At 69.6% G+C, this 20,544-nt stretch carries 23 protein-coding genes; 2 read left to right on the forward strand and 21 right to left on the reverse strand.

Going from position 1 to position 20,544, the window contains the following annotated elements:
* Positions 1-21: 21 nt before the first annotated feature.
* From AB0K03_RS25900 to AB0K03_RS26000, 21 genes are all read right to left on the reverse strand, one after another.
* Positions 22-849: a TIM barrel protein gene (locus AB0K03_RS25900; RefSeq protein WP_364689349.1), complete on the reverse strand. Its 828-nt coding sequence runs from the start codon at positions 847-849 to the stop codon at positions 22-24.
* Entirely contained in the window at positions 846-1,607 is a 762-nt protein-coding gene (locus AB0K03_RS25905; protein ID WP_364689351.1) for a 7-cyano-7-deazaguanine synthase, read from the reverse strand. The genes AB0K03_RS25900 and AB0K03_RS25905 overlap by 4 nt, the downstream gene beginning before the upstream one ends.
* Positions 1,600-2,541, reverse strand: a complete 942-nt coding sequence (locus AB0K03_RS25910; protein WP_364689354.1) for a hypothetical protein — start codon at positions 2,539-2,541, stop codon at positions 1,600-1,602. Before AB0K03_RS25910 ends, AB0K03_RS25905 begins: the two co-directional genes overlap by 8 nt.
* A complete protein-coding gene (locus AB0K03_RS25915; RefSeq protein ID WP_364689357.1) occupies positions 2,526-3,674 on the reverse strand; it encodes an aminotransferase class I/II-fold pyridoxal phosphate-dependent enzyme in 1,149 nt (382 codons plus the stop codon). The genes AB0K03_RS25910 and AB0K03_RS25915 overlap by 16 nt, the downstream gene beginning before the upstream one ends.
* Positions 3,623-4,657 (reverse strand): radical SAM protein, encoded by a 1,035-nt coding sequence (locus AB0K03_RS25920; protein WP_364689360.1) that lies wholly within the window; start codon positions 4,655-4,657, stop codon positions 3,623-3,625. The genes AB0K03_RS25915 and AB0K03_RS25920 overlap by 52 nt, the downstream gene beginning before the upstream one ends.
* On the reverse strand, positions 4,654-5,148 hold the full coding sequence (locus AB0K03_RS25925) for a phosphoribosyltransferase family protein (RefSeq protein WP_364689363.1): 495 nt from the start codon (positions 5,146-5,148) through the stop codon (positions 4,654-4,656). The genes AB0K03_RS25920 and AB0K03_RS25925 overlap by 4 nt, the downstream gene beginning before the upstream one ends.
* A complete protein-coding gene (locus tag AB0K03_RS25930) occupies positions 5,138-5,944 on the reverse strand; it encodes a 7-carboxy-7-deazaguanine synthase QueE (RefSeq protein ID WP_364689366.1) in 807 nt (268 codons plus the stop codon). Before AB0K03_RS25930 ends, AB0K03_RS25925 begins: the two co-directional genes overlap by 11 nt.
* Complete coding sequence (gene queD, locus AB0K03_RS25935) at positions 5,941-6,378, reverse strand: 6-carboxytetrahydropterin synthase QueD (RefSeq protein ID WP_364689368.1); 438 nt, start codon at positions 6,376-6,378, stop codon at positions 5,941-5,943. The genes AB0K03_RS25930 and queD overlap by 4 nt, the downstream gene beginning before the upstream one ends.
* Positions 6,375-6,998 carry a GTP cyclohydrolase I gene (gene folE, locus AB0K03_RS25940; RefSeq protein WP_364689371.1) on the reverse strand — a complete coding sequence of 208 codons (624 nt, stop codon included), beginning with the start codon at positions 6,996-6,998 and terminating at the stop codon, positions 6,375-6,377. The genes queD and folE overlap by 4 nt, the downstream gene beginning before the upstream one ends.
* A 423-nt stretch (positions 6,999-7,421) precedes the next feature.
* Entirely contained in the window at positions 7,422-7,757 is a 336-nt protein-coding gene (locus tag AB0K03_RS25945; RefSeq protein ID WP_364689373.1) for a hypothetical protein, read from the reverse strand.
* The gene (locus tag AB0K03_RS25950) at positions 7,754-8,218 is read right to left on the reverse strand and encodes a hypothetical protein (RefSeq protein ID WP_364689375.1); all 465 of its coding nucleotides are present in this window, start codon (positions 8,216-8,218) and stop codon (positions 7,754-7,756) included. The genes AB0K03_RS25945 and AB0K03_RS25950 overlap by 4 nt, the downstream gene beginning before the upstream one ends.
* A 130-nt stretch (positions 8,219-8,348) precedes the next feature.
* Complete coding sequence (locus tag AB0K03_RS25955; RefSeq protein WP_364689377.1) at positions 8,349-9,206, reverse strand: hypothetical protein; 858 nt, start codon at positions 9,204-9,206, stop codon at positions 8,349-8,351.
* A 428-nt stretch (positions 9,207-9,634) separates the two neighbouring features.
* A complete protein-coding gene (locus AB0K03_RS25960; protein WP_364689379.1) occupies positions 9,635-10,591 on the reverse strand; it encodes a hypothetical protein in 957 nt (318 codons plus the stop codon).
* Positions 10,592-10,728: 137 nt separating this feature from the next.
* The gene (locus AB0K03_RS25965) at positions 10,729-11,640 is read right to left on the reverse strand and encodes a trypsin-like serine protease (RefSeq protein WP_364689382.1); all 912 of its coding nucleotides are present in this window, start codon (positions 11,638-11,640) and stop codon (positions 10,729-10,731) included.
* 111 nt (positions 11,641-11,751) lie between these two features.
* Positions 11,752-12,615: an SAM-dependent methyltransferase gene (locus AB0K03_RS25970; protein ID WP_364689385.1), complete on the reverse strand. Its 864-nt coding sequence runs from the start codon at positions 12,613-12,615 to the stop codon at positions 11,752-11,754.
* 13 nt (positions 12,616-12,628) lie between these two features.
* Positions 12,629-13,624, reverse strand: coding sequence for an SAM-dependent methyltransferase (locus AB0K03_RS25975; protein WP_364689387.1), 996 nt, complete (start codon positions 13,622-13,624; stop codon positions 12,629-12,631).
* 208 nt (positions 13,625-13,832) lie between these two features.
* A complete protein-coding gene (locus AB0K03_RS25980) occupies positions 13,833-14,837 on the reverse strand; it encodes a hypothetical protein (protein ID WP_364689390.1) in 1,005 nt (334 codons plus the stop codon).
* Positions 14,837-15,619 (reverse strand): GPP34 family phosphoprotein, encoded by a 783-nt coding sequence (locus tag AB0K03_RS25985; RefSeq protein ID WP_364689393.1) that lies wholly within the window; start codon positions 15,617-15,619, stop codon positions 14,837-14,839. The genes AB0K03_RS25980 and AB0K03_RS25985 overlap by 1 nt, the downstream gene beginning before the upstream one ends.
* Positions 15,616-16,626 (reverse strand): acetamidase/formamidase family protein, encoded by a 1,011-nt coding sequence (locus AB0K03_RS25990; RefSeq protein ID WP_364689396.1) that lies wholly within the window; start codon positions 16,624-16,626, stop codon positions 15,616-15,618. Before AB0K03_RS25990 ends, AB0K03_RS25985 begins: the two co-directional genes overlap by 4 nt.
* A 4-nt stretch (positions 16,627-16,630) precedes the next feature.
* On the reverse strand, positions 16,631-18,043 hold the full coding sequence (locus AB0K03_RS25995; RefSeq protein WP_364689399.1) for an APC family permease: 1,413 nt from the start codon (positions 18,041-18,043) through the stop codon (positions 16,631-16,633).
* Positions 18,044-18,211: 168 nt separating this feature from the next.
* Positions 18,212-18,502, reverse strand: coding sequence for a hypothetical protein (locus AB0K03_RS26000; protein ID WP_364689402.1), 291 nt, complete (start codon positions 18,500-18,502; stop codon positions 18,212-18,214).
* Between the two features lie 826 nt (positions 18,503-19,328).
* Between AB0K03_RS26000 and AB0K03_RS26005 the strand changes: the two genes are divergently transcribed.
* Positions 19,329-20,210 carry a helix-turn-helix transcriptional regulator gene (locus tag AB0K03_RS26005; protein WP_364689404.1) on the forward strand — a complete coding sequence of 294 codons (882 nt, stop codon included), beginning with the start codon at positions 19,329-19,331 and terminating at the stop codon, positions 20,208-20,210.
* The gene (locus tag AB0K03_RS26010; protein ID WP_364689407.1) at positions 20,207-20,407 is read left to right on the forward strand and encodes a DUF397 domain-containing protein; all 201 of its coding nucleotides are present in this window, start codon (positions 20,207-20,209) and stop codon (positions 20,405-20,407) included. The genes AB0K03_RS26005 and AB0K03_RS26010 overlap by 4 nt, the downstream gene beginning before the upstream one ends.
* Positions 20,408-20,544 lie beyond the last annotated feature (137 nt).

The raw sequence follows: 20,544 nt of genomic DNA on the forward strand, positions 1-20,544 counted from the left end.
GGTAGTCTCCCTTGCTTTTTCTCAGCCGGCCGGCCGCAGCGTGGGCAGCCAGTCGAAGTCGACCCGGGGATCGCGGGTCGGTTCGTACTCCAGGCCGACCCAGCCGGCGTAGCCGATGTCGCGCAGCGCGGCGAAGTACGCCGGATAGTCCAGTGCCCCGGAGCCGGGCCGCCCCCGGCCGGGATCGTCGGCGATCTGCACGTGCAGCAGCCGCTGGGCGTGCCGGCGCAGCAGGCCGGGCACGTCCTCGCCGGAGCGTCCGTGGTGGTAGAGGTCGGCCAGCAGCCCGGTGTTGGTCAGCCCGCTGAGGTCGTTGACCGCGTCGGTGGTCGCCGCGGCGGTGTCGGCGTCGCTGATCGGGTAGTCCGGGGCCTCCGCCGGGCTGATCGCCTCCAACGCGACGCAGGCGCCGATCCGGTCGGCGGCTGCTGCGGCCGTGGCGAGGTTCTCGACGGCCAGCCGGTCCTGCTGGTGCGGGTCGACGCCCGGTTCACGGTTGCCGTAGAGCGCCATGAGGATGCGGCAGCCGACCCGGTCGGCCAACCTGGTTGCAACGTCCAGGCAGGCGAGGAACTCGCGGTGCCGGACGGGACTCGACAGCAGCCCGCGATCGCCGGCGCGCATGTCGCCCTCGATGAGGTTCATCGCCACCAGCTGGACGCCGGCGCCGGCGAGCGCGGCCGTGAACGCGTCGACCTCGGTGACGTCCGGCTCGGGGCCGGCGAAAGGCCACCAAGTTTCGACGGTGGCGAACCCGTCGGCGGCGGCAGCGGCCGGCCGCTGCAGCATCGGCAGGTGCCCGTAGAGCATGGACATGTTGGCGGCGAATCGCAGTCCGTCCGTGTTCATCGTTCCTCACAAAGGTCGGCCGTGGGCGGGAGCGAGGTCCGCTGAGCAGATGGGGCGGCGGCGTGGTTCATGGGGGCGACCGTGGACAGCGCCTGCTGGAATTCCGCGACGCGGTGCGACGGGTATCGCCCCTCCGCCATCGCGGGCAGGTAGTAGCTGCCGACTCGCTCCCACGTCCATGGGTCGTGGGCGAACGTGCCGGTGATGCCGTTGTTGGCCAGCGCGATCCACCGCCGCAAGCAGCTCGGGCACTGCCCGCAGTGCACGAAGGCGTCACCGGGGGTCGCACACGAGAACGTCTGCAGCAGCGCATCGACCGGCAGTCCCGCAGCCAGATACCAGGCGACGATCTCGGTCTTGGTCTTGTCCCAGAACGGGCTGTCGACCCGGATCGGCCGATCGGCGAACTCGCTCACCACGTCGCTCATCCGCGCGAACGCCTCCGGGCTCTTGTCCGCGGTGTGATCGCCCTTGACCCCGATACACCAGATGACGTCCGCGCGGAACGCCGCGAGCATCGCGAACAGCACGTTGCGGAACGGGATCAGGTCGCCCTGCACCGTGGCCCGGGCGGACAGATCGAGCTCGGCGCTGATCTCCAGATCCATGCCGTGTGCCGCGGCCAGCGCCCGCACGGTATCGATCTCCTGCTGCCGGCCGTAGTGGCCGCTGTCGAAGTACAGCGCTGATGGCTTACCGAGGAAATGCCAAGCCGGGAACGAGTCCAAGCCGGCGGAGAAAAGCAGAACTTCACGCACAGGGTGCTCCTTGCCGGACGTCGTGGGCGGCATCGCGGGGCTGCGAAGGGACGCGGCGGGTCCTGGACCAGACCGACAGCAGGGCCGGCTGGTCCTGCTGCGGTCGGGGGTGCAGGCCGTGCCCGGCCAGCAGCTCGGTGATCTCGGACAGGGGACGCCGGAAGTGGAATCCCAGACGGCCGCGGCGGGGATCGTCCACATAGCGTTCGGTGATCAGCACATCGACCGTGTCGAGCAGGGCACCGAGGGAAGCCTGCGGGTCGCGGAGGTGATCCAGTGTGTCGATGAGCCACAGGACGGTCGGCTGGGCTCTGCGCCCGGCGTTGCCGGGGTCGAGGATCGGGCGGTGATATCCGTGGTGGCGGGCACGCCAGATCAGGAAGTCGCGCGGTGGTGAGGGAAGCTCGCATCCCCAGACGTCCAGCCCGATCTGGTGCATGCGCAGCAGATCAACGCCGATGCCGCAGCCCCAGTCGAGGATCGTTCCGGGCTGCTCCTGCAGGATCGGCTGGGCTGCCGCGACATAGTCGGGTCGGGTGCCGCTGGCATGCCAGAGGACCTGGTCGTAGAGGTACGCCTGGGTAGTGCGGTAGAACCGGCGGATCTCCAGGTCGGTGCGTGGCGCCGCCTGGTCCCATGCGGTCACGAGTTCATGGGTGGTGTCGCGGTGCTCGACGAACCCATCACCGAGGTAGCCGGCCAGTTCTCCGTAGAGCACGGAGGTCTGGGCGGCGCCCCACCGGAACCGGCGCCATTGCGGTCGGCAGTCGGCGCACCCGTCGAGGTGCGTGCACACGAGGTCTCGTGTATCGGTGTCGAGGACGCCGGTCCGGTATTCGTCGAATACGGCGCGGACACCGGCGCAGCTCAGCTCCGGTGGTACGGCTGTGTCGCCGCGGGTGTGTCCGGCCCTGGAGATCAGTGTGTGGCCCACGTGCTCGCCTCTCGCGAGATCGTCTGTGCGTAGCCGTTGATGCGTTCCTCGGTGTCGTGGTCGGTCAGGACGACGGCCAAGGTACGGTCGATGACCGTCGCCGCCTGCTGGCACGGTGCGCCGGCGTAGCGGGCGAACGCGGGCCGCTGGTCGGCGGCCATCAACCCGAAGGTGCCGACGCTGTTGGGCACCCCGAGCCTGGCGAGGTGTTCGCAGAACGCCCGTGGACGGTCCAGATCCAGCCAGATCAGCGCGCTGTAGCCGTTGTCACCGGCCGCCGTGGTGGCCGCGGTCATCCCCGGCGTGGCGGTGAGCAGGTCGGCGAGCTGCCGGGCTTGGCGCCGGCGATGGTCGAGGAGATCGTCGAACCGGGCCAGGTTCGCGCGGGCGATGACCGCGAGCGGTTCGGCGAGGCGGTAGTTGTAGCCGACCGTTTCGGGCTGGCCGCCGTACGGCGGCAGGTGGTGTGCCCGCAGAGCGCGGGCGCGGCCGGCGATGTCGTCGCGGTCGGTGAGCAGGTAGCCGCCTTCACCGCACCAGACGATCTTGCCGTCCTTGAGGCTGAAGCAACCCACGTCGCCGTTGGTCCCGGCAGCTCGCCCTCCGGGGTTGCTGCCCTGGGCCTGACACGCGTCCTCGATCACCACCAGGCCGTGCGCAGCGGCGAAGTGCGCCAACCTGGCGGGATCTCCTTGGCGGCCCCACAGGTGGACAGGCATGATCGCCTTGGTAGTGCCGGTCACTTTGGCGGCGAGATCGTCCAGATCGAGACCGCGGCCGTGCCGGTCGCAGTCGACGAAAACGGGCCGGGCGCCGGCAGAGACGATGGGCGCAACCGACATCACCACCGAGAGCGCTGGCATCAGGACTTCGTCACCGGGCCCGACGCCGAGGCACAGTAGGGCGGTATGCAAGGCCGCGGTACCCGACGACACTGCGACGGCGTGCCGGACCTCGAACCTAGCGGCGAGCTCGTCTTCCAGGGCTGCGACATACTCGGCGCCGGCCGGCCGGGGCATCTGTGCGAGCAGCCGTGACAGGCCCTCGACGGCGCTGCCGCCTGCGGTGAGCGGCCCAGCGGTCATGTCGGTACCTCCTCGTTCAGGAATCGGCCGAAGCCCATCAGCGGCCACATGTTGACGCAGTCGCGGCTGAACAGCGCGCAGTCGGTGCACGGCCCAGGCGCTGCGAACAGCGCATGTGCGTCGGCGCCGCGGATGGTCCGTGCCGCGGCACTGGCGGCGATCTTCAAACTCGACGGGCAGTCATACACGCTGCCGTCCGGCTCGATGAAGAACAGGTTCGTGCCGCCGAAGCAGCCGCTCACGAAGCCCTGCTGGTGGGTGATGCTGTCGACGACTCTGGCGGGATAACTCGGGTCGGGCAGCCGCACCGGCGCGCCGGAGCGGTAGAGCTGTGTGAATGCCTCCGACATAGCGGCTGCGTCGCCGCCGGTCAGGGACAGCTGTGTGTGCAGGGCGTGGCCGCGGTCGAGCGCGATCGGTTGCGGCACGAAGTAGTCGCAGCCGAGCTCGGATGCCAGCGCGGCGCCGGTCCTGACGACGTCGATGTTGAGCCGGGTGATCACGGAGTACAGGCCGACCCTCGGCGATGAGCTGCTGCCCCGGGCGGCGATCAATGCCTGGATGCCGCTGATCACATCGTGGTGCCCGTGTATGCCGTTGCGGGCGGGACGCCACGTGTCGTTGTAGTCCGCGTCCGGCGAGTCGAGGGACACGGACACGGCGTCGACGCCCAAGTTGATGATCATGTCCACCAGTTCGGGCCGGTTCAGCGGAATGCCGTTGGTGCACAAGATCACCTGCACGCCGGCGGCTTTGATCGCAGCGACCACTTCCATCACCGGCGGCCAGATGAGCGGCTCGCCGCCGGCGATGAAGATTCGCTGCACCCGGGATCCGGGCAACGTCCGCACGAACGCGGTGATTGCAGCGAGGTCCAGGTCGGTGCGGGCCAGGTGGGACAGGGCTCCGGAGTGCTGCGGTATGGCTCCGCGGTGCTCTTCGATCGTGCCGAAGTAGCAGTACCGGCAGCCGAGGTTGCATGGCGACCGCAGCGCCCACAGCAGGGTGACCGCATTCAGGTCGGCCGTCATGCTGACGCCTCCCACGGGAAGATCACCCAGCTGTCGACCTGGTGACCGAGGTACGTCACGACGTCGGCAGGGCGTTGCCGTCGGTGCCAGTTCGCACGGTTGACGGTCAGCACGGCGCTACGCACACGCTTGGCCCCCGCCGCGTGCAGCAGGCCAACGGTGCAGACGAGGGTGTCGCCGCTGCCTGCGATGTCGTCGACCAGTAGCACGTCCATGCCCGTGAGATCGCCGAGAGTGGCGGGGTTCACGACCTGGGGTGTGCCGGACTTGTCGGCGTTCACGGAGTCGTCCAGGGTATGGACCACCTCCACCGCGCGCAGCTCACGGACGCCGAGCTGGTGCGAAAGCAGGACAGCCGGGACCAGGCCGCCGCGGAGCACGCCCACCAGCACGTCGGGCAGCCCATAGTCGCGGACCTGGCCGGCGATCGTGTCGACCGTCTTGGCGACATCGGGCCAGCTCAGGACGATCGGTGTCTGGTCACCGGCCACGTTCGTCACCCCAGATGAGGACGTGGGCACGGCTGGTCAAGTTCCATCCGTGCGTCAGCGCGGCTTCCGCCATCCACCGCATCCGCTCGACGACCACGTCCGCGGTGGTGCCTTCCGGAGACAGCCATACGTGCGTGAGCCCGAACTCGTGCTGCAGGGCGACGATCTCCTGAATGTCGGCCGGGCAGGTCACCACGAACTTCCACCGGGCTCGTCCAGTGTCCTGCAGCTGCCTGATGACCTCCGGCTTGATCCGCTTTCCACGCGGTACCGCGGAACTCTCCAGCTTGAGACCCGCGTTGAAGTCCACACCGGCGGCGATCAGGTCACTGCCCGGGGCGACCGTCGCGTTCGTCTCCACTTCGACCGTGCGCCCGCCTGCTCGCGCGGACCACGCGATGTGGGCGACCACATCCCGGTGCAGTAACGGCTCGCCGCCGGTCACGACGACCAGGTCGACCGGCATCAGCGACGGGTCGGCGGTGGCCGGGTCGAGCCGCAGCAGCTGATCCCAGATTTCCGCCGACGTCAGCGTTCGCGCCGCGCTCAGGTCGTGTCGCGCCGCGTTCCAGGTGTACTCGGTGTCGCAGATCATCGTGCCGTCAGCCGGCGTGTCACCGCTGCGCGGGAGCGTCGCGTAGCCACACGTGAGGTTGCAGGCCATGAGGCGCGCGAACAGCGCCCGGCGGCCGAAGCTGGGCCCTTCGCCTTGGAATGAGTAGAAGAGGTCGGCGACCTGCGCGGTCCCGGCCTTGCGTCGGACCGCAGGGCTGGCCACGGTAGTCAACGGGATCATCTCCTTTCGGCCGGGACCGGTATCCGGTACTCCGCCCAGCTGGTCGCCGTTTCGCTGACCTTCACGGCCTCGACGCATGCACCGTCAGGAAGCGGCAGTTTCTCGGCGCACCAGTCGAAGATCAGCCGGGCAAGGTTCTCGCTGGTCGGCTCGACTGTGACGACGTCATTGATCAGCCGGTGGTCGAACGTGTCGGTCAGGTACTGCTTCACGGGTTCGAGTTCCGCGAAGTCGACGATGAAGCCGGGACCGCTCAGAGCCTGTGCGACGAGGGTCACCTCGACGGCGTACGAGTGGCCGTGGAGTCGCGCGCACTTGTGGTGCTCCGGCAGCTCCCCAAGCCGGTGCGCGGCCTCAAACGTGAAGGACTTCCCGATCCGGTATGCCCCGCCCTCGGCGGCAGCCTGCGTCGCTTCTGCCACGGCGGGGCTCATGCGGCGCGTCCCGCCATCGACGCCAGCTGGACGAACTCGGCGCGGGCAGTGGCGTCCGTCTGGAGGGCTCCGGTCGTCGCGACCGTAATCGTCAATGAGCCTTGCGCCCGGACACCGCGGCACGTCATGCACGTGTGCTCAGCCCGCAGCAAAACCCCAACATCAGCGCACTCCAGCTGCTGCTGCAGGAACCGGGCGACCTGCCGGCCCAGGCCCTCCTGCGTCTGCAGTCGCGCGGCGAACATTCGTACGGACCGCGCGACCTTCGACAGACCGGGAATGAACGCCGCGGGCCGGTAGCCGACGGCCGCAGTCCCGAAGAACGGGAGAAGGTGGTGGCCGCACACCGACGTGAACTCAATCCCACCGGTCACCACCAAGTCATGCTGGTCGTCCTCGTTCGGGAACTTGGTGAACTCCCAGGGCTTCTGCGTGAGCATCTGCGCATAGGCGTCAGCGACCCTGCGCGGAGTGTTGGCGCCGATCTCGGTGCTCGTATCGACGCCGAGCGCGGCCAGTAGCTGCCCGACGGCCAGCTCAGCGGCGTTCCGATCGATCGAGGGTGCCTTCGGGGGTAGGAGCGTGTGACCAATCTCCAGTTCGGAAAGAGTGGTAACCACCAGGTCTCCTTCGGGGGTGGGGTCGAACTCCCGGTAACGCGTGTGTTGTGTTCGCCTCGGCGCGAACCAAGCGCGGATCGGGATGCGAGGGGCTGTGGGCGATCTGGCCGGCGTTAGGGCAACCGCGTGCTACTTCACCCGTACGGCCAGGAGGTCGTGACGACGCCGCGTGTCTGTCCATGACAGCGGTGTCGGCCCGGGAACCTGGGGTTCTCCTCGCTGCCGGCGGGCCAGGTCCTGGGCACCGTCTCGGTGTGGCGGCCGTGGCGGTCCCATGTCCGGATCTGCCGAACGAGCGCCATGGCCGCCGGTGCACCATCGCGGCCGGAGACGAAGGCACTGAACTCCACGCCGCCAGCGTCGCGGCATCGGGTGGAGTCTCCCGCACACCCTCGGCGGCGGTTCGTACGAGCGTCGGCTGGCTCACCCGGCACCGTCGTTCCCGGTGAGCGTGCGCAAGGCGTCCAGCAGTCGCGGCCCGGAGTCGTGATACCACAGGGCCGACGTGCCGAGGCTGACGGTGAGCCGGTACTGGTCGTGCGGGGACGCGTACACCGCGGCCAGCCGACGACTCAGGCTGTCGCTGAGTGGCGTTACGCCGCAGTCGAGGCTGACGGTCTCGATGGTGTGGATCATCAGGTCGTCGCCGCCGGCGAGCCAGAACGCTTCGGCGTAGTTGTCGATCAGCCGGTTGTACCACCAGGCCGGGTCGACGATCAGCTCCAGGCAGGGCCGCAGCAAGGTCAGGTTGACCGTCATGGCCGCGCGCCTGCGAGCGATGGCAATGTCTCAGCGAAGTCGAAGGTGGCGGTGACGAGCCGGTGATCGGAGGGCCAGTCGGCTGGGTCGACGTGCTTGGTCATCGCGGGGTTGGCGAGCAGCCAGTCCTTGATGATCGCGCCGCCGGAGTTGATGTTGTTGTTGAGACAGTCCATCGCCATCCGCGGCGTGCCGCAGATGGGTTTGCCTTCGATGTTCAGCGAGGGCCAGCACGTAAGGGACAGCGGGCTGGTCTGGACGGTGCCCGGCAGCGCCGCGCGAAGCGCTGCGGCGACCCGTCCGTCACCGATCGCGTCCCCGAGCTCGCGGGCAAGGTTCCGTACGGCGGGGATCGCACCGGGCGTTGCCGGCGGCACGCCGATCGGGACGGCGCACTGCATCGTCACGGAGATCGCCGCGACTCTGTCGGAGATGGCGGCGGCGGTGGCGTGGGCGTTCATGGCCGGGTCGCTCCGTTCTCGCGGTTCCGCTGGATGTGTCGTGCCGCGCGTCCGGTGCCGCGCGGACTGAGGCACCCCGGTCGCGGCGGCCGGCCGATCCGGGCGGTGACGCTCGGTGAAATGGACGGCATTAGCGACTGCCTGTCGCAGTGCTGCCGCCGGCTGCGACGTGCGGCAGGAGTACCAGATCGCGGTCGGTGGGCGTGCCACGGTCCGCAGCGAGCAGGCCGGCCAGGCCGTGGGCGTCGTGCGGGCGACCGCCGATGATCCCGGCCCGAGTCAGCAGCTGTTGCGCCGCCGACGCGCGGCCGGGTGTGACCGGCTCGATCCGGTTCACGGCAGCTCGCGGACCGAGATACGGTGCGAGCGCTGATGCTGGCCACCGATGCCCCCGGTCGTCGGCTGGGACGACCGCGACGAGGTCGGTGGGCCAGCCCAGCAGCCGCAACGCGCCGTCGACGGCGACGCACGTGCCTGCGTCGTACGGCATCCAGATCACCGGCGGCGGTTCGGCCAGTCCGCTGAACACGTCGACCAGGTACGCGGCCAGGGCGTACAGGCCGTGATTGCCCCACGGGCCGGGCACATTGCCGTCGACGGTGTCGGTCTGGGCAGCGCGTTGCTTGCTGGCCCGGACCGCGTCGGCGTAGCTGCCCTCGACGAGTTCGACGCCGCCCGGAATCCCGGGCAGCGACTCCCGGGGTTCGTCATCGATGGCCGTCACGGCGGGCTGCAGAACGGTTGGCTCGATTTCGTTGAGCCGGGCGACCGCGCTCACGGCGTTGCCGTAGGCGGCGCACGGCGCGCACGCGCCGCAGACCCCGAAGACCACTCGGAGGCCGTGCTCGCGTTTGGCGCGCTGGACCGTGCCGGTCGCGAGCATGGCCGCGAACCGGCCGGCGAACGGCACCGTCACCACGCGGCTGCCCGCCGGCATCCCGGGCAGCACCCGGGGCCGGGATGGTAGCGGTGGACGGTCGAGGGGCATGTCAGCTCCGTACGGCGCGATACAGCTGTCGAGGTTGGGCTGGACGTGCCGGCTGGGGCTTGGCCCGGCGGTGCGGGGCGGCCCGGGCTGCGCGAGGCAGGCAGTCCGGGCCAGCCCGCGCGGACGGCGGGCGAACCCTCGGCGGTAGAGATGCACCGCCGTCCGTAGGCGCCCGGCCCCCAGCCGCGTGGGCGGCGTCGCCGGGCGTTCCGCGCCGGACCCGTGCTGCGCGTGGCTCGCAGGACGAATCCGGTGCCGGTACCGCTGGTGTGCGGGTGGCGTCATCGCCGGGCTATCCGTGGACCGAGACCGCGGTCGCGGCGGTGAGCGCCGCGGCGCCGTCGACGATCGTCCGGGCCGCGCGTTGGTGCCTCCGGCCGGATCGACGATCAGCTCCAAGCCGGGCCGCAACGGGGTCAGATGGATCGTCATCGCTGCTCGCCCACCAGCGGTGCAAAAATCTCGGCAAGGTCGAACGCTGCGGTGACGAGCCGGTGATCGGATGGCCAGTCGACCGGGTCGCCGGACGGAATGTGGACGCAGTAGCTGTGCGGGTCGACGTGCGGGACCATCGCTGGGTTGGCGACCAGCCAGTCCTTGATGATCGCGCCGCCGGAGTCGACGTTGTTGTTGACCGTGGGCACGAGGGCGGTCGCCGAGCCGGCCCGCCAGGCGAGTTCCGCGATGGCGTGGTGGCCGCATCCGCCGACCCGGCTGTCGCCGCCCCAGGAGCCGAGGAGGTGGTCCACCGCGTCGGTGTCCGCGACCCAGGTTCCGTCGGGCAGGCGGCGGGCCTCGGCGCTGCGGCGCTGGTGGCTGGCGAGGCTCCAGTCTCGCTGGGGCAGGTGGGGTCCGGACGCGTTAGCGTTGAGGTCGCCGCCGCCGATGACCGGCAGGTGGGTGTCGCGGCCGTATCGGGCCAGCCGTGCCGCTTCCTGCCGGCGGATCGTGCCGGAGTCCGGATGCCAATGGTCGACCCAGGCCAGAAACTCGGCGCGGCTGCTGCCGTCCGGTGCGGTGTCGCGGACCGCGAACCGGGCCACGTTCAGCTTGTCCGCATAGGTGTACGGGTCGTCGGGGTTCCACCAGGAGCGCAGCACGAGCACGGTCGGGTCGTAGATGATCGCGGGCGGGATCGGACCGCGCGGGCAGGTGCCGAGGACACCGACGTAGGGCAGCCCGAGCGCGTCGGACAGTGCCTCCGCGGCTCCGTGCAGGCCGACGTTGGCGTCTGCCCGCCACATTTTCGCCTCATTGATCAACCAGAGTGATGCAGGCGCGTCGAGGTCAGCGGCGGCCCGCTGGAGACGGCGGAAGTCGTACCCGCCGGCCGGGAGCAGGCAACCGGACTGGATGTTGAACAGCGCCACCACAACGCGGGTCATCGTTCCTCCGTCGTACGTCGGCGAGTCGTAGGCGATGCGGACAGGTCGGCGGGTTGCGCCCGGTCCGGCCGAAGGTTCCGCCCGGGATGGCGTGCGGACCGTCTTGCGGCCGGACCGGGGTCACATGGTTCGGGTGGTTATCGGGTGAGCGTGGGCTTCATCAGGCCGAAGTGGACCTGCGCCGCCGCGGTGAGGGTGTGCACTGGTGGACAGGTGCAGGGTTGGACCCGGGATGTGACGATCGTGGTCGCGATCCATGCCCGGAATGGCGGGTACGCAGGATCGGTGAAGATGGTCGGCGACCCGCAGGGAGTGGCCTCATTGGTCTCGCGGCTGGCGATGCCCGCCGACGCCCACGAGCGAGGTGCGTTGTGGTGGCCGGGCAGTTCGTGCAGTGCCGGGCTGCCCGAGTCGCCGTAGCAGGCTCCGGGGCTGATGCAGACCTCGCCGGCCCCGATGAAGCCGCCCGCGCAGGCCGCGGCCGGCAACCGGGTGGTGTCGCGTTGCTGGAGCGTGGTCGGCAACGTCGCATCGGGCGGCGGTGGGAACGCGGTGAGTCCCCAGCCGATGAGCCTGCGGACGGTGTCCGTGCCGGCGGGCTGCCGGGTGTCGAGGCGCATCACCGATGTCCACACGGGCCTGGTCAGTTCCACCAGCGCCAGATCGGAGACGGGGGTACCGGTGGGCATCCCCCACATCCAGTCCGGGTGCAGGTAGACGCGCAGGCCGGTGGCGACCTGCCCGCCGGTGGTCCGGTCGGTGGAGCCGACCCTGATGGTGATGTTGGCGGCGGGGACGGCGACCGGTGTCGGTGCCGCCGCGTCGTCGCTCACGCAATGCGCGGCGGTCAGCAGGAACCGAGGGGTGATCAGGCTGCCGCCGCATTTGGCGGTGCCGACGCCGGGGAAGAGCACGGACACGGCCGCCATGCCGGGGTAGGGCTGCGTGGCGTCCTGTCCGCCGACGATCGCGGCGGCCGGAGACGCGCCGATGGCGAGCACGCCAACGACGGTTGCCGCTGCGATCATCGACCGGTTGAGGAGTGTCATCGAAACCTTTCTCTTGCTGGGTGTGGACGACCCGACACGGAGGTACGCCGGGTGGTTCGAGGGCGAACGGGAATGTGGTCTGTCGGCCGGTGCGGGCGAGCGTCGGCGGCATCAGGTTTCGGTGTGCTGCATGGCGTCGATCCGGGCGACCGCGCCGTAGGCAGCGACGGCTTCTGCCTTGGCTTCCGGGTTTGGGGTGAGGTCGGGCCGCCAGTCGACGAGCGAGCACACTCCCGGGTCGACCAAGGTCAGTCCGGTGAAGAACTGCTCGAACTCGCCGCGGGTTCTGGGCCGGAACGGGCCGTCCTTGCCGCGTTGGGCGAGGACGCGCAGCCGTTCGAGTGTTTGGTGCGGGAGCGGGTCGTTGGTGGCCTGCGAGGCGGCCACGAAGCTGCCCGGTGGTAGCCGCTCGACCAGCGCCGACACGATGCGGTACGCCTGCTCGTCGTCGTCGAGGAAGTGCAGGACGGCGATGAGGAGAACAGCGATCGGCTGGTCGAAGTCGAACGTTTTCCGGACCGTCGGGTCGTCAAGGATCATCGCGGGGTTGCGGAGGTCGCGCTCGACGTATTCGGTGACACCTTCCGGCGTACCGACCAGCAGCGCGCGGTTGTGAACCATGACGAGCGGATCGTTGTCGACATAGACGACTCGGGCGGCCGGCGTGATGTCCTGTGCGATCTGGTGCACGTTGGGCGGGGTGGGGATGCCGGTGCCGATGTCGAGGAACTGGGTGACGCCGGCCTCGGCGGCCAAGTACCGGACGACCCGTTGCATGTACCGGCGGTTTTCCCGGACGGAGGTGACGGTGTCGGGGTACGCCTGCGCGATGCGGTCGCCGGATTCCCGGTCGGCGGCGAAGTTGTCCTTGCCGCCGAGCCAGTAGTCGTAGCGTCGCGCGGGATGCGGAACGCTGGTGTCAATCGGAGCGGCCGGAGGGCCGTCGTCGGCGGGAACGCCGGGCGGTGTCGTCATCAGGGGTCCGGTCCTAGCGTCGGGCTGCTACGGGTACGCCACGGTGGGCGGACGGGCGGTCGGAAAAACGGGCATCGTTGCGCCGGCGGAGCGGTGTGCCGGGCGTGCCAGCGGCGGACCCGGCGGTGCTCGCCGCCTCGGCTGCCGCGGGTCGGGAATTCCGGCCGACGCCCGCGAGGAACCCGGTCAGGAACGGGCTCTCCGTCCGCTCCGACGGCCGCTCGTTCCCGGTCGGATCGGGTCGCCATGCGGCGACCGGCACCAGCCCGGCAGGCTCCGCCATGCGCGGGTCAGGGTTGACCAGGTCGAGACGGCCGAACATAGCCCGGATCTCCTGTGCACTGCGCAGGTGCAGCGGAGTCGGTGTATCCGCGTACAACTGGGTCACGGTCTCGGTCGCGCCGGTGGTATTGGTCTGGCTGGCGTGCGAGATGACGAGCAGGCTCCCGGGGGCGGCCGGGCGCACCAGCTCGTCGACGACGGCCGCGAGCTCATCGGCCGTGCCGGGAACGAAGTGCAGGACCGAGACGAGCAGGACGGCGACCGGCTCCCGGAAGTCGATCAGCCGACGTGTCTGGTCATGGCCGAGGATGCCGGCCGGGTTGCGCAGGTCGGCCTTGATCGCCCTGGCATCGTGGACGTCGTCGAGGAGGGCCTGGGCGTGCTTGACGACGACGGGGTCGGCGTCGACGTAGAGCACGCGGCCGTCCGGGTGTGCGGCTTGGACGATGTCGTGGACATTGCCGACGGTCGGGATGCCGGAGCCGAGGTCCAGGAACTGGCGGATGCCCTGGTCCAGGGCGTACCGGACAGCGCGGCGCAGGAACTGCCGATTGGCCCAGGCCGCGTCTCGGACCTGCGGAGCCACCGCCAGTACGGCGAGCGCGGCGCGGCGGTCGGCGTCGAAGTTGTGGGCGCCGCCGAGGAAGAAGTCATACATCCGTGCGGCGTTCGGCCGGGACATGTCGACGCCCGGCGGCACCCATTTCGCGTGTTCAGCGCCCGCCATCACGCCTCCCGTCCGGGTGGGGGTGTGCCGCCGCGCTACGGGGGTTTGCGGCAGCGGCACACCCCCAGATGCGCCGCCACGACCGCAGGCGCACCGGGCCTGTCGCGGTGATCGGGCGGCGTCGGCCGCTCGCCGGCCGAGCCGATACGGCGAGCAGCAGGGTGTGGCCAGGGCGGGGACGGGTTCGGCGGGCTGTCACGACGGTTCCTCAGCCGAGTCCGGGACGGTGGGCCTGCTCGACGCACAGGCGGTAGTAGCGGACCAGGCCATCCGGCACGGGAAAGTACTCGTGGGCACCGAGCGAGCGTTGTTCGGAGGCCAGCAGCCGGCCGTCGGTGGGATCGAACATCAGGGTGTATTGCACGCCCCGGCCGACGAGGCTCACCGCGACACCGGCGCGGCCGAGCCGATCGGCCGCCACAGGGTGATAGCTGAGTCCGTCGAGGTCGGCCAGGACCCGCAGGACGGCTTGCCGCGCGGGCAGCGGGACGTAGTGCGAGGTGTAGAGCTCGTCCACGGCGCGCAGGGTCGCCTGCGGTCCGTCTGGCATCGGATCGAAGGCGGCCAGCTGGCGAGCCAACGCGGCCGGCTCGGTGGCGATCGGCCCGGATATGGGGCTGCGGGCGTTGCCAGCGGCGTACGTGGTGCGCGTGGTATGTCCGTGCGCGAACTCGTCGTCCGTGGTCCGATAGTTCGGGTCCGCGGCCTTGAACGTGTAGTCCGGCGGGTTCTCGACGTCGATTCCCAGGCCGGAGCCGTCCGCGGCTTCCCACCGGCGAAAATCGTCGGCGAACACCGCCGGGGTGTTCTCCCGCATCCCGGCTGGTGCGGGCGAGCCAGTGGTGGTGATGCTCCAGAGCCGCTGATGGTGGTACGTGTACCCGGTCGCGGAGTCGTCGGGCGTGGCGACGATGCTCCCGGCGAGCCGGGTCAGGGCGTCGTGTGTGGATGCCGGCGGCGAACCGGAGGTGAGGCTCGGCGCCACAGGCTGGGAGCTCGCCACCGGGTCCGCGTGGTCCGCTCGATTGCGGAAGGTGACCAGTGCCGGAATCGCCGCTGACAGACCGACGGCCAGCACAATCAACAGCGGAACGAGGCGACGTCGCCACGGCCGCACGGCCGGCGTCGTCCGGTCGACCGGCTGGAGGGTGACGACCGCAGCAGCGTCGTCGTCAGGGGTCGGCGGCTGTCCGGCGTCGTGGTGGAGGGCCATCACATCGCCGCCACAGCAAGGTCTCCGCGACCGGCGTCGACTGCCGTGACCACGGCCCGGATCGTGGCTTCGTCGTGTCGGTCGACGACGTAGCGCAGCCACTGGGTCAGCTCGCGGTTGGACCTGCCGTCGTACAGGAACTCGGACAGCTCCAGCGCAGCGGTCAGCCCGCACAGCGCGACGGTCTGATCGTCAGGTGCGGTGCGGTGCCGGCCTTGCCGTTCGTGGTAGGCGACCGCGTCCTTCACGTGGGCGCGAGCGCGCACGGCGTAGCGCTCGTGCACGGGCAGGTAGGTCTCGGTTCTGACCAGACCGGCGTACCGGCGGACCTGGGTCCGGCGCAGCAACCCGATCATGATCATGTTGGCTTGGACCCGTTCGCGGAGGTCGCTCGCGGCGAACCCGCGCAGCCACGTCCGGAGCTGGTCCCCGCCGGCGTGGATACGCGCGACGCGCTCGACCGCGGCGAGCGCCGCGTCGGTCAGTGGGTTCGCGGTCGGGCCCGGCTTGGCCACGACGAGCTGGCCGGGCGCTTCGCGCCACTGCTGCCGCTTGTAGTCGAAGGCCCAGCCGATGTAGATACGGCCGGTGAACCACAGCTCCAGCAGCAGCGCCCCGGCCAGCCCGATCGCCAGGGACTGCTCGTTGATGAGCTGTTTGCCGGTGTCGTCGTCGTGCGCCAGCAGGTACAGCTCGGCGTGCAGCGGTAACACCGCTGCCTGGTCGGTTCGGGTCGGATGCACGGGGCGTGCCTCGCCGGTGGTGGTCGCGTAGGTGGTCATCGGACGCCGGCCTCGGGCGTCTTCCATGGCATCGCGCGTAGCCGCTCGTGGACGCCGTCGTAGGCGGCTTCCGCGAGCAGGGCCTTGGGGATGCGGGCGAGCATCGTGTAGTTCGGGTCGCACACGTTGCCCACCGGAGCGGTGCCGGCCTGCGCCACGAACTGGTACGCGTCCAGCACGCCGAGATCGGTCAGTTCGGCCACCCAGTGCACGAGGTCGTGCTGGCTGATCCGGAACGCGTCTTCCAGGGGCCGGGCGCAGCCGATCGACAACAGCGCGTCGCTGGTCTCCAGGCGGGGCGTCGGCGTGGGCACCCCTTTGAGCACCTCGACGGTGATGGTGGTGCGCATGGCCGTCTCGACCGCGACCCCGGACGCCTCGCCCTGGCCCTGCCGGGCGTGTCCGTCGCCGAGCGCGAGCAGCGCGCCGTGGACGAACACCGGCAGGTACAGGGTGGTGCCGGCCCGAAGCTCGGGGGTGTCGAGATTCCCGCCGTGTACGTCGCTGGTGAGCGTGGAGATGGCCTGGAATCCGCCGGGGGCGACGCCGACGGTGCCATGCATCGGCGCCAGCGGCAGATCCAGCGCAAAGTCACTCTCGCTGGCCTGGAACGTCACCGTGCCGGCGACGACGTCGATCGGGTACATCCACACCCGCTCCTCCAGCGGCGGCTGCAAGGTCGCGGTCGCGTGCGTCGAGGTGAGCGCCCCGAAGTGCGGAAAGGTCGACGACACTCCCCAGTCCCGGGCCGGGGTAATGTCGAGGAAGTGCACGGCGAGGGTGTCGCCGGGCTCGGCGCCCTCGATGTAGAACGGGCCGGTAACCGGATTCAGGTACGGCAGCTGACACACCCGGGTCGGCAGGTCGTCGACCGTCGTGACGGCGCCTCCGAAGCAGTCCTCGGTGTAGACGCTCAGGACCTCACCGGGGCGCAGATCGCGAATCGGTTCCCGGCCGCCGAACGTGTAGCCCAGCTCGGCGGGCTTCGGTACATACAGGTCGCTCATCGCCTCACACCGCCTCACGGACCGGGCCCGGCTGCGGCTGCACCGGCTCCATGCCGGACAGCCTCGGCCGGCGGCCGGTCGCGTACATGACGGCGAGGACCACGATGCCCAGGCCGATCCAGACGAAGCCGAGCTTCTGCGCGGCGACGTTGGCGTTCCAGATGACGAAGCCGAGGATGGTCGCGCCGATGACCGGCATCACCAGGTGCGCGAACAGGTTCCGGCTGCGGCGGCGGAACACGAAGTAGATGATCACCGCGAGGTGCAGCAGCAGGAACGCGGTCAACGCCCCGAAATTGATCATGCTGGAGAGCAGGCTGATCCCGTCGGCGCGGCTGTTCATGTAGAGCCCGAGCGCGAGACTCACGGCGGCGACGAGCAGGATGGCGTTGCGCGGGACGTTGTGCTTGCGGGACACCTTCCCCAGGAAGCTCGGCAGCTGGCGGTCGCGGGCCATCGCGTACAGCAGCCGGGAGATCGCGACCTGGGCGACCATCGAGTCCGGCAGGCCCCACGCGATGGCGGTGGCGACTGCGCACAGCGTCGCCAGCCAGTGGCCGCCGGCCGCCTGAGCGGCGTCGTAGAACGCGGTGCCGTTCGGGTCGCCGTTGGCGATGAGTGCCTGCGGGTCGGGGGTGAGGATGGCGGCCAGCCAGGTCTGGGCGATGAACAGCACTCCTGCGAGCAGAAGCGCTCCGGCCATGGCCCGGCCGACGAGCTTGGCGCCGCCGCGGCTTTCCTCGGCGAGCATGGAGATGCCGTCGAAGCCCAGGAAGCTGAGGACCGCGACGGCGGTCGCTGCGAGCACGATCGACGGGGTGAAGGTGTGCGGGTTGTAGAGCGGCTCCCACGTCCAGTGGCCCTTGCCGGTGAGCACGGCCCAGACGCCGACGCCGATGAAGATGCCCAGTACGGCCAGTTCGCCTAGGAGCATGAACCAGGTGAACCGGGCGGTCATCTTGATGCCGAGGGTGTTGATGATCGTGTTGGCCGCCACGAAGGCGACCAGCCACAGCCACACCGGCACCGCCGGGACGGTGGCATGCATGGCGACCGAGGCCACCAGGTACAGCAGCGACGGGACGAGGATGTAGTCGAGCATGATCGCCCACCCGGCCACGAACCCGAACGGGGCGCCGATCCCTCGGCCGACATAGTTGTAGACCGATCCGGACAGCGGGAACGCGTTGACCATCCGCGAGTACGAGTAGGCCGTGAAGATCAGCGCGACCATGCCGATGGCGTATGCCATCACGACCATGCCGCCGGAGGCGGAGAACACGGCGCCGAAGATGGCCATCGGCGCGATGGGCACCATGAAGATCAGCCCGTACGCGAGCAGGTCCCGGAACCGCAGAACCCGTCGCAGCTCCTGCTGATATCCGAACTGCTGCAACTCATTGACCGGATACGACACCGGGAATCCTTCCGCAGTTGGCTTCATTGGGGGGATGCTGAAGTCGGGGCGCCCGACGACGGGCGAGGGTTGGTCGAATTCCGTTTGGCGGCTCGCGACGGACGGCGCGGCAGGGGCTGCGTGTGCAACCCGCCGCCGCGCCCTGTGGCAGCGACGGCGGGCGCAGCTTCACGTGGGGGGCATGAACCGGATGTCGTCGAGAGTGCCGCCGACCTCGATCCGCTCGTCGAATTGGCCGAGGACTGCCGCAACGAGTGCAGGCGACGCGCTGAATCCGGACGCCGAAGCGCCACAGGTTGCGTATGCGTACACCCGCTGCTCGATAGCCGCTGCGTCAAGCGGCCACAGCCGGCAGCCGCACAGGCTCACATACTCGCGGCCAGACGCCGTTGAACAGCCCGGAACGAAGCGCTGACCGCAGCCGCAGAACAGCCGCCCGCACAGCGGGTACCGGCCCATGGAGCCGGCGCTCCCTGCGCGGCCGACCCTCGCGAACGCGGCCGTCCCAACGGATGGACGGCGACCGGGAGCCGCCATCGCACCCAGGGGCCGCGGTTTTCCGCACCGGCGTCGAGACAGTCGCGACCGGACTCGGGCGGTCTTCACCCGTTGGGGTGAACTTCCTGGAACGGGGAATGCTGGACGATGGCGGCGCAGTCGTGCGCCACACCGTGCTGCATCAACATCGGCAGGATTCACACCTGCCGCCGCGATGATTGCGGCGGCATGACGCCGAGATCGGCAGTCCTTGCTCGCACAAGACTGGCAACGGCCGGCGCTGTCCCGCTGGTGCAGCCGGTAGACGTGCAGGGCCAGCGCATACCTCGGCGAGGCCCGAAGACCGGCGACGACATCGCTAGCCCGAGGCGGAGTCGGATTGACGAGACCGACCGCGATGAAAGACTCACCGGACAGCGTGAGCCAGTACCGGCGTACGGTCGGTCGCTGTGTCCCGTAGGCCGTCATCACGCCTCCTTGGCGCTGGTCAGATGTGCTGGCCAGCGGGTCCGACTGTCGTGCGATCCGGAAACCGCGACATCGATGCGTCGCGTGTCGTGTGCCTACGATCACCGACAGCCCACACGGGCGGAAGACCGACTTATTAGGAGACTTATCAGGGGACTTAGCCGGAGACGTGCCTCTGACCTGCGCCTTTTCAGCGTCAATCACGAACCGGTATGCGCTCCCCGCCGAAAACCGGGGTTACGCTCTGGCCGCACCAGACAGTCCACGAGGGCCGGACAGTCGCGATGCATCGCCAATCTCGTGCGCCGGAGGTTCGTTGATGATCAGCCCACACGTGCGCCGCCAACGCCTCGCGAGTGAACTGATCAAGCTTCGCGAGGAGCACGGCTACTCCACCCAGCGGCTAGCGATGAAAGTCGGCATACCTCGGCAGCGCATCAGCCAGCTCCAGAACGGCCACCTCAGCCCGGACCTCGACGACATCATCCGAATCCTCGACGTGTTCAACGTCGGCGAGCGTCGCTGGGAACAGATCATGGCCATCGCCCGGGATGCCCAGGGACGAGGCTGGTGGGAGAAGTACCGCGAGGAGATGGGCCCACGACAGGCGTTGATCGCGGACCTCGAAGCCGGCGCCCGCTCGATTGTCGAGTACCAGATGACCTTGCTACCCGGCCTCCTTCAAACCCCGGCGTTCACCGAAGTCCGCGCACGGGCCGACCGCGGCGCGTACCCCGAGCACTTCGACCCGAGCCGCGCTCTGGAAGCTCGCGCGATGCGCCAGCGGGTCCTCGAACGCGCCGGTGGCCCCACCTACGAGGTCATCATCGACGAGCTCGCTGTCCGCCGGCATGCCGCCCCGCCCGAGGTGGTTCGCGCACAGCTCGACCACCTCGTGGAGCTCGGACGCCATCGTAAGAAGATCACCATCCGAATCTTGCCGCTGTCCTCGTCCGTCCCCGGGCACGTCGTGCCACGATCCTCGTTCTTCACCTATCGGTATCCCGATCCGGGTGACCCCATCGTGGTCGCCGTCGACACGCTCCTCGCCGACGATGTCCTCACGGACCCGGCTATGGTCAGTCCCTATATCGACCTGTTCAAGCGCATTCAGCAGGCCGCTCTTAGCCCCACCGACAGCCTCAACTTCCTCGCCGACGTGGCCGAGGAACTGCCCAGATACCCAGGGAGTCATCGATGAACCCCGACAAGTTCACCAACTGGCGCAAGTCCCGTCGCAGCGGCGGTGGAGACAACTGCGTTGAGGTGGCCTTCGCCGCCGACGGAACCGTCGGTGTCCGCCACTCCAAGAACCGCAACGGCGCGCTCCTTGAGTTCACGCCAGGTGAATGGGCTGCGTTCACCGGTGGCGTCCGAGACGGCGAGTTCGACGCCTAGCCGAAGGCGTCCAGCGTCGCAGCGGACCCGTCGCGCGGGCCGGCCGCTGTCCGCCAGGACGACCGCTGCTTGAGCGGCGGTGGCCACGCTGCGATGCTGGGCGTATCGGCATCCCATCAGCGCATTGGTCCCGGCAA

The organism is Actinoplanes sp. NPDC049316, assembly GCF_040677315.1.
GTDB lineage: Bacteria > Actinomycetota > Actinomycetes > Mycobacteriales > Micromonosporaceae > Actinoplanes.

Bases quoted from the DNA above. Each gene is read 5' to 3' on its own strand.
- AB0K03_RS25990 (WP_364689396.1), bottom strand. From the start codon at position 16,626: ATGAGCGACCTGTATGTACCGAAGCCCGCCGAGCTGGGCTACACGTTC.
- AB0K03_RS25960 (WP_364689379.1), bottom strand. From the start codon at position 10,591: ATGACCCGCGTTGTGGTGGCGCTGTTCAACATCCAGTCCGGTTGCCTG.
- AB0K03_RS26010 (WP_364689407.1), top strand. From the start codon at position 20,207: ATGAACCCCGACAAGTTCACCAACTGGCGCAAGTCCCGTCGCAGCGGC.
- AB0K03_RS25950 (WP_364689375.1), bottom strand. From the start codon at position 8,218: ATGAACGCCCACGCCACCGCCGCCGCCATCTCCGACAGAGTCGCGGCG.
- AB0K03_RS25970 (WP_364689385.1), bottom strand. From the start codon at position 12,615: ATGACGACACCGCCCGGCGTTCCCGCCGACGACGGCCCTCCGGCCGCT.
- AB0K03_RS25955 (WP_364689377.1), bottom strand. From the start codon at position 9,206: ATGCCCCTCGACCGTCCACCGCTACCATCCCGGCCCCGGGTGCTGCCC.
- AB0K03_RS26005 (WP_364689404.1), top strand. From the start codon at position 19,329: ATGATCAGCCCACACGTGCGCCGCCAACGCCTCGCGAGTGAACTGATC.
- AB0K03_RS25945 (WP_364689373.1), bottom strand. From the start codon at position 7,757: ATGACGGTCAACCTGACCTTGCTGCGGCCCTGCCTGGAGCTGATCGTC.
- AB0K03_RS25920 (WP_364689360.1), bottom strand. From the start codon at position 4,657: ATGACGGCCGACCTGAATGCGGTCACCCTGCTGTGGGCGCTGCGGTCG.
- AB0K03_RS25980 (WP_364689390.1), bottom strand. From the start codon at position 14,837: ATGGCCCTCCACCACGACGCCGGACAGCCGCCGACCCCTGACGACGAC.
- AB0K03_RS25985 (WP_364689393.1), bottom strand. From the start codon at position 15,619: ATGACCACCTACGCGACCACCACCGGCGAGGCACGCCCCGTGCATCCG.
- AB0K03_RS25930 (WP_364689366.1), bottom strand. From the start codon at position 5,944: ATGATCCCGTTGACTACCGTGGCCAGCCCTGCGGTCCGACGCAAGGCC.
- AB0K03_RS25965 (WP_364689382.1), bottom strand. From the start codon at position 11,640: ATGACACTCCTCAACCGGTCGATGATCGCAGCGGCAACCGTCGTTGGC.
- AB0K03_RS25975 (WP_364689387.1), bottom strand. From the start codon at position 13,624: ATGGCGGGCGCTGAACACGCGAAATGGGTGCCGCCGGGCGTCGACATG.
- AB0K03_RS26000 (WP_364689402.1), bottom strand. From the start codon at position 18,502: ATGGGCCGGTACCCGCTGTGCGGGCGGCTGTTCTGCGGCTGCGGTCAG.
- AB0K03_RS25900 (WP_364689349.1), bottom strand. From the start codon at position 849: ATGAACACGGACGGACTGCGATTCGCCGCCAACATGTCCATGCTCTAC.
- queD (WP_364689368.1), bottom strand. From the start codon at position 6,378: ATGAGCCCCGCCGTGGCAGAAGCGACGCAGGCTGCCGCCGAGGGCGGG.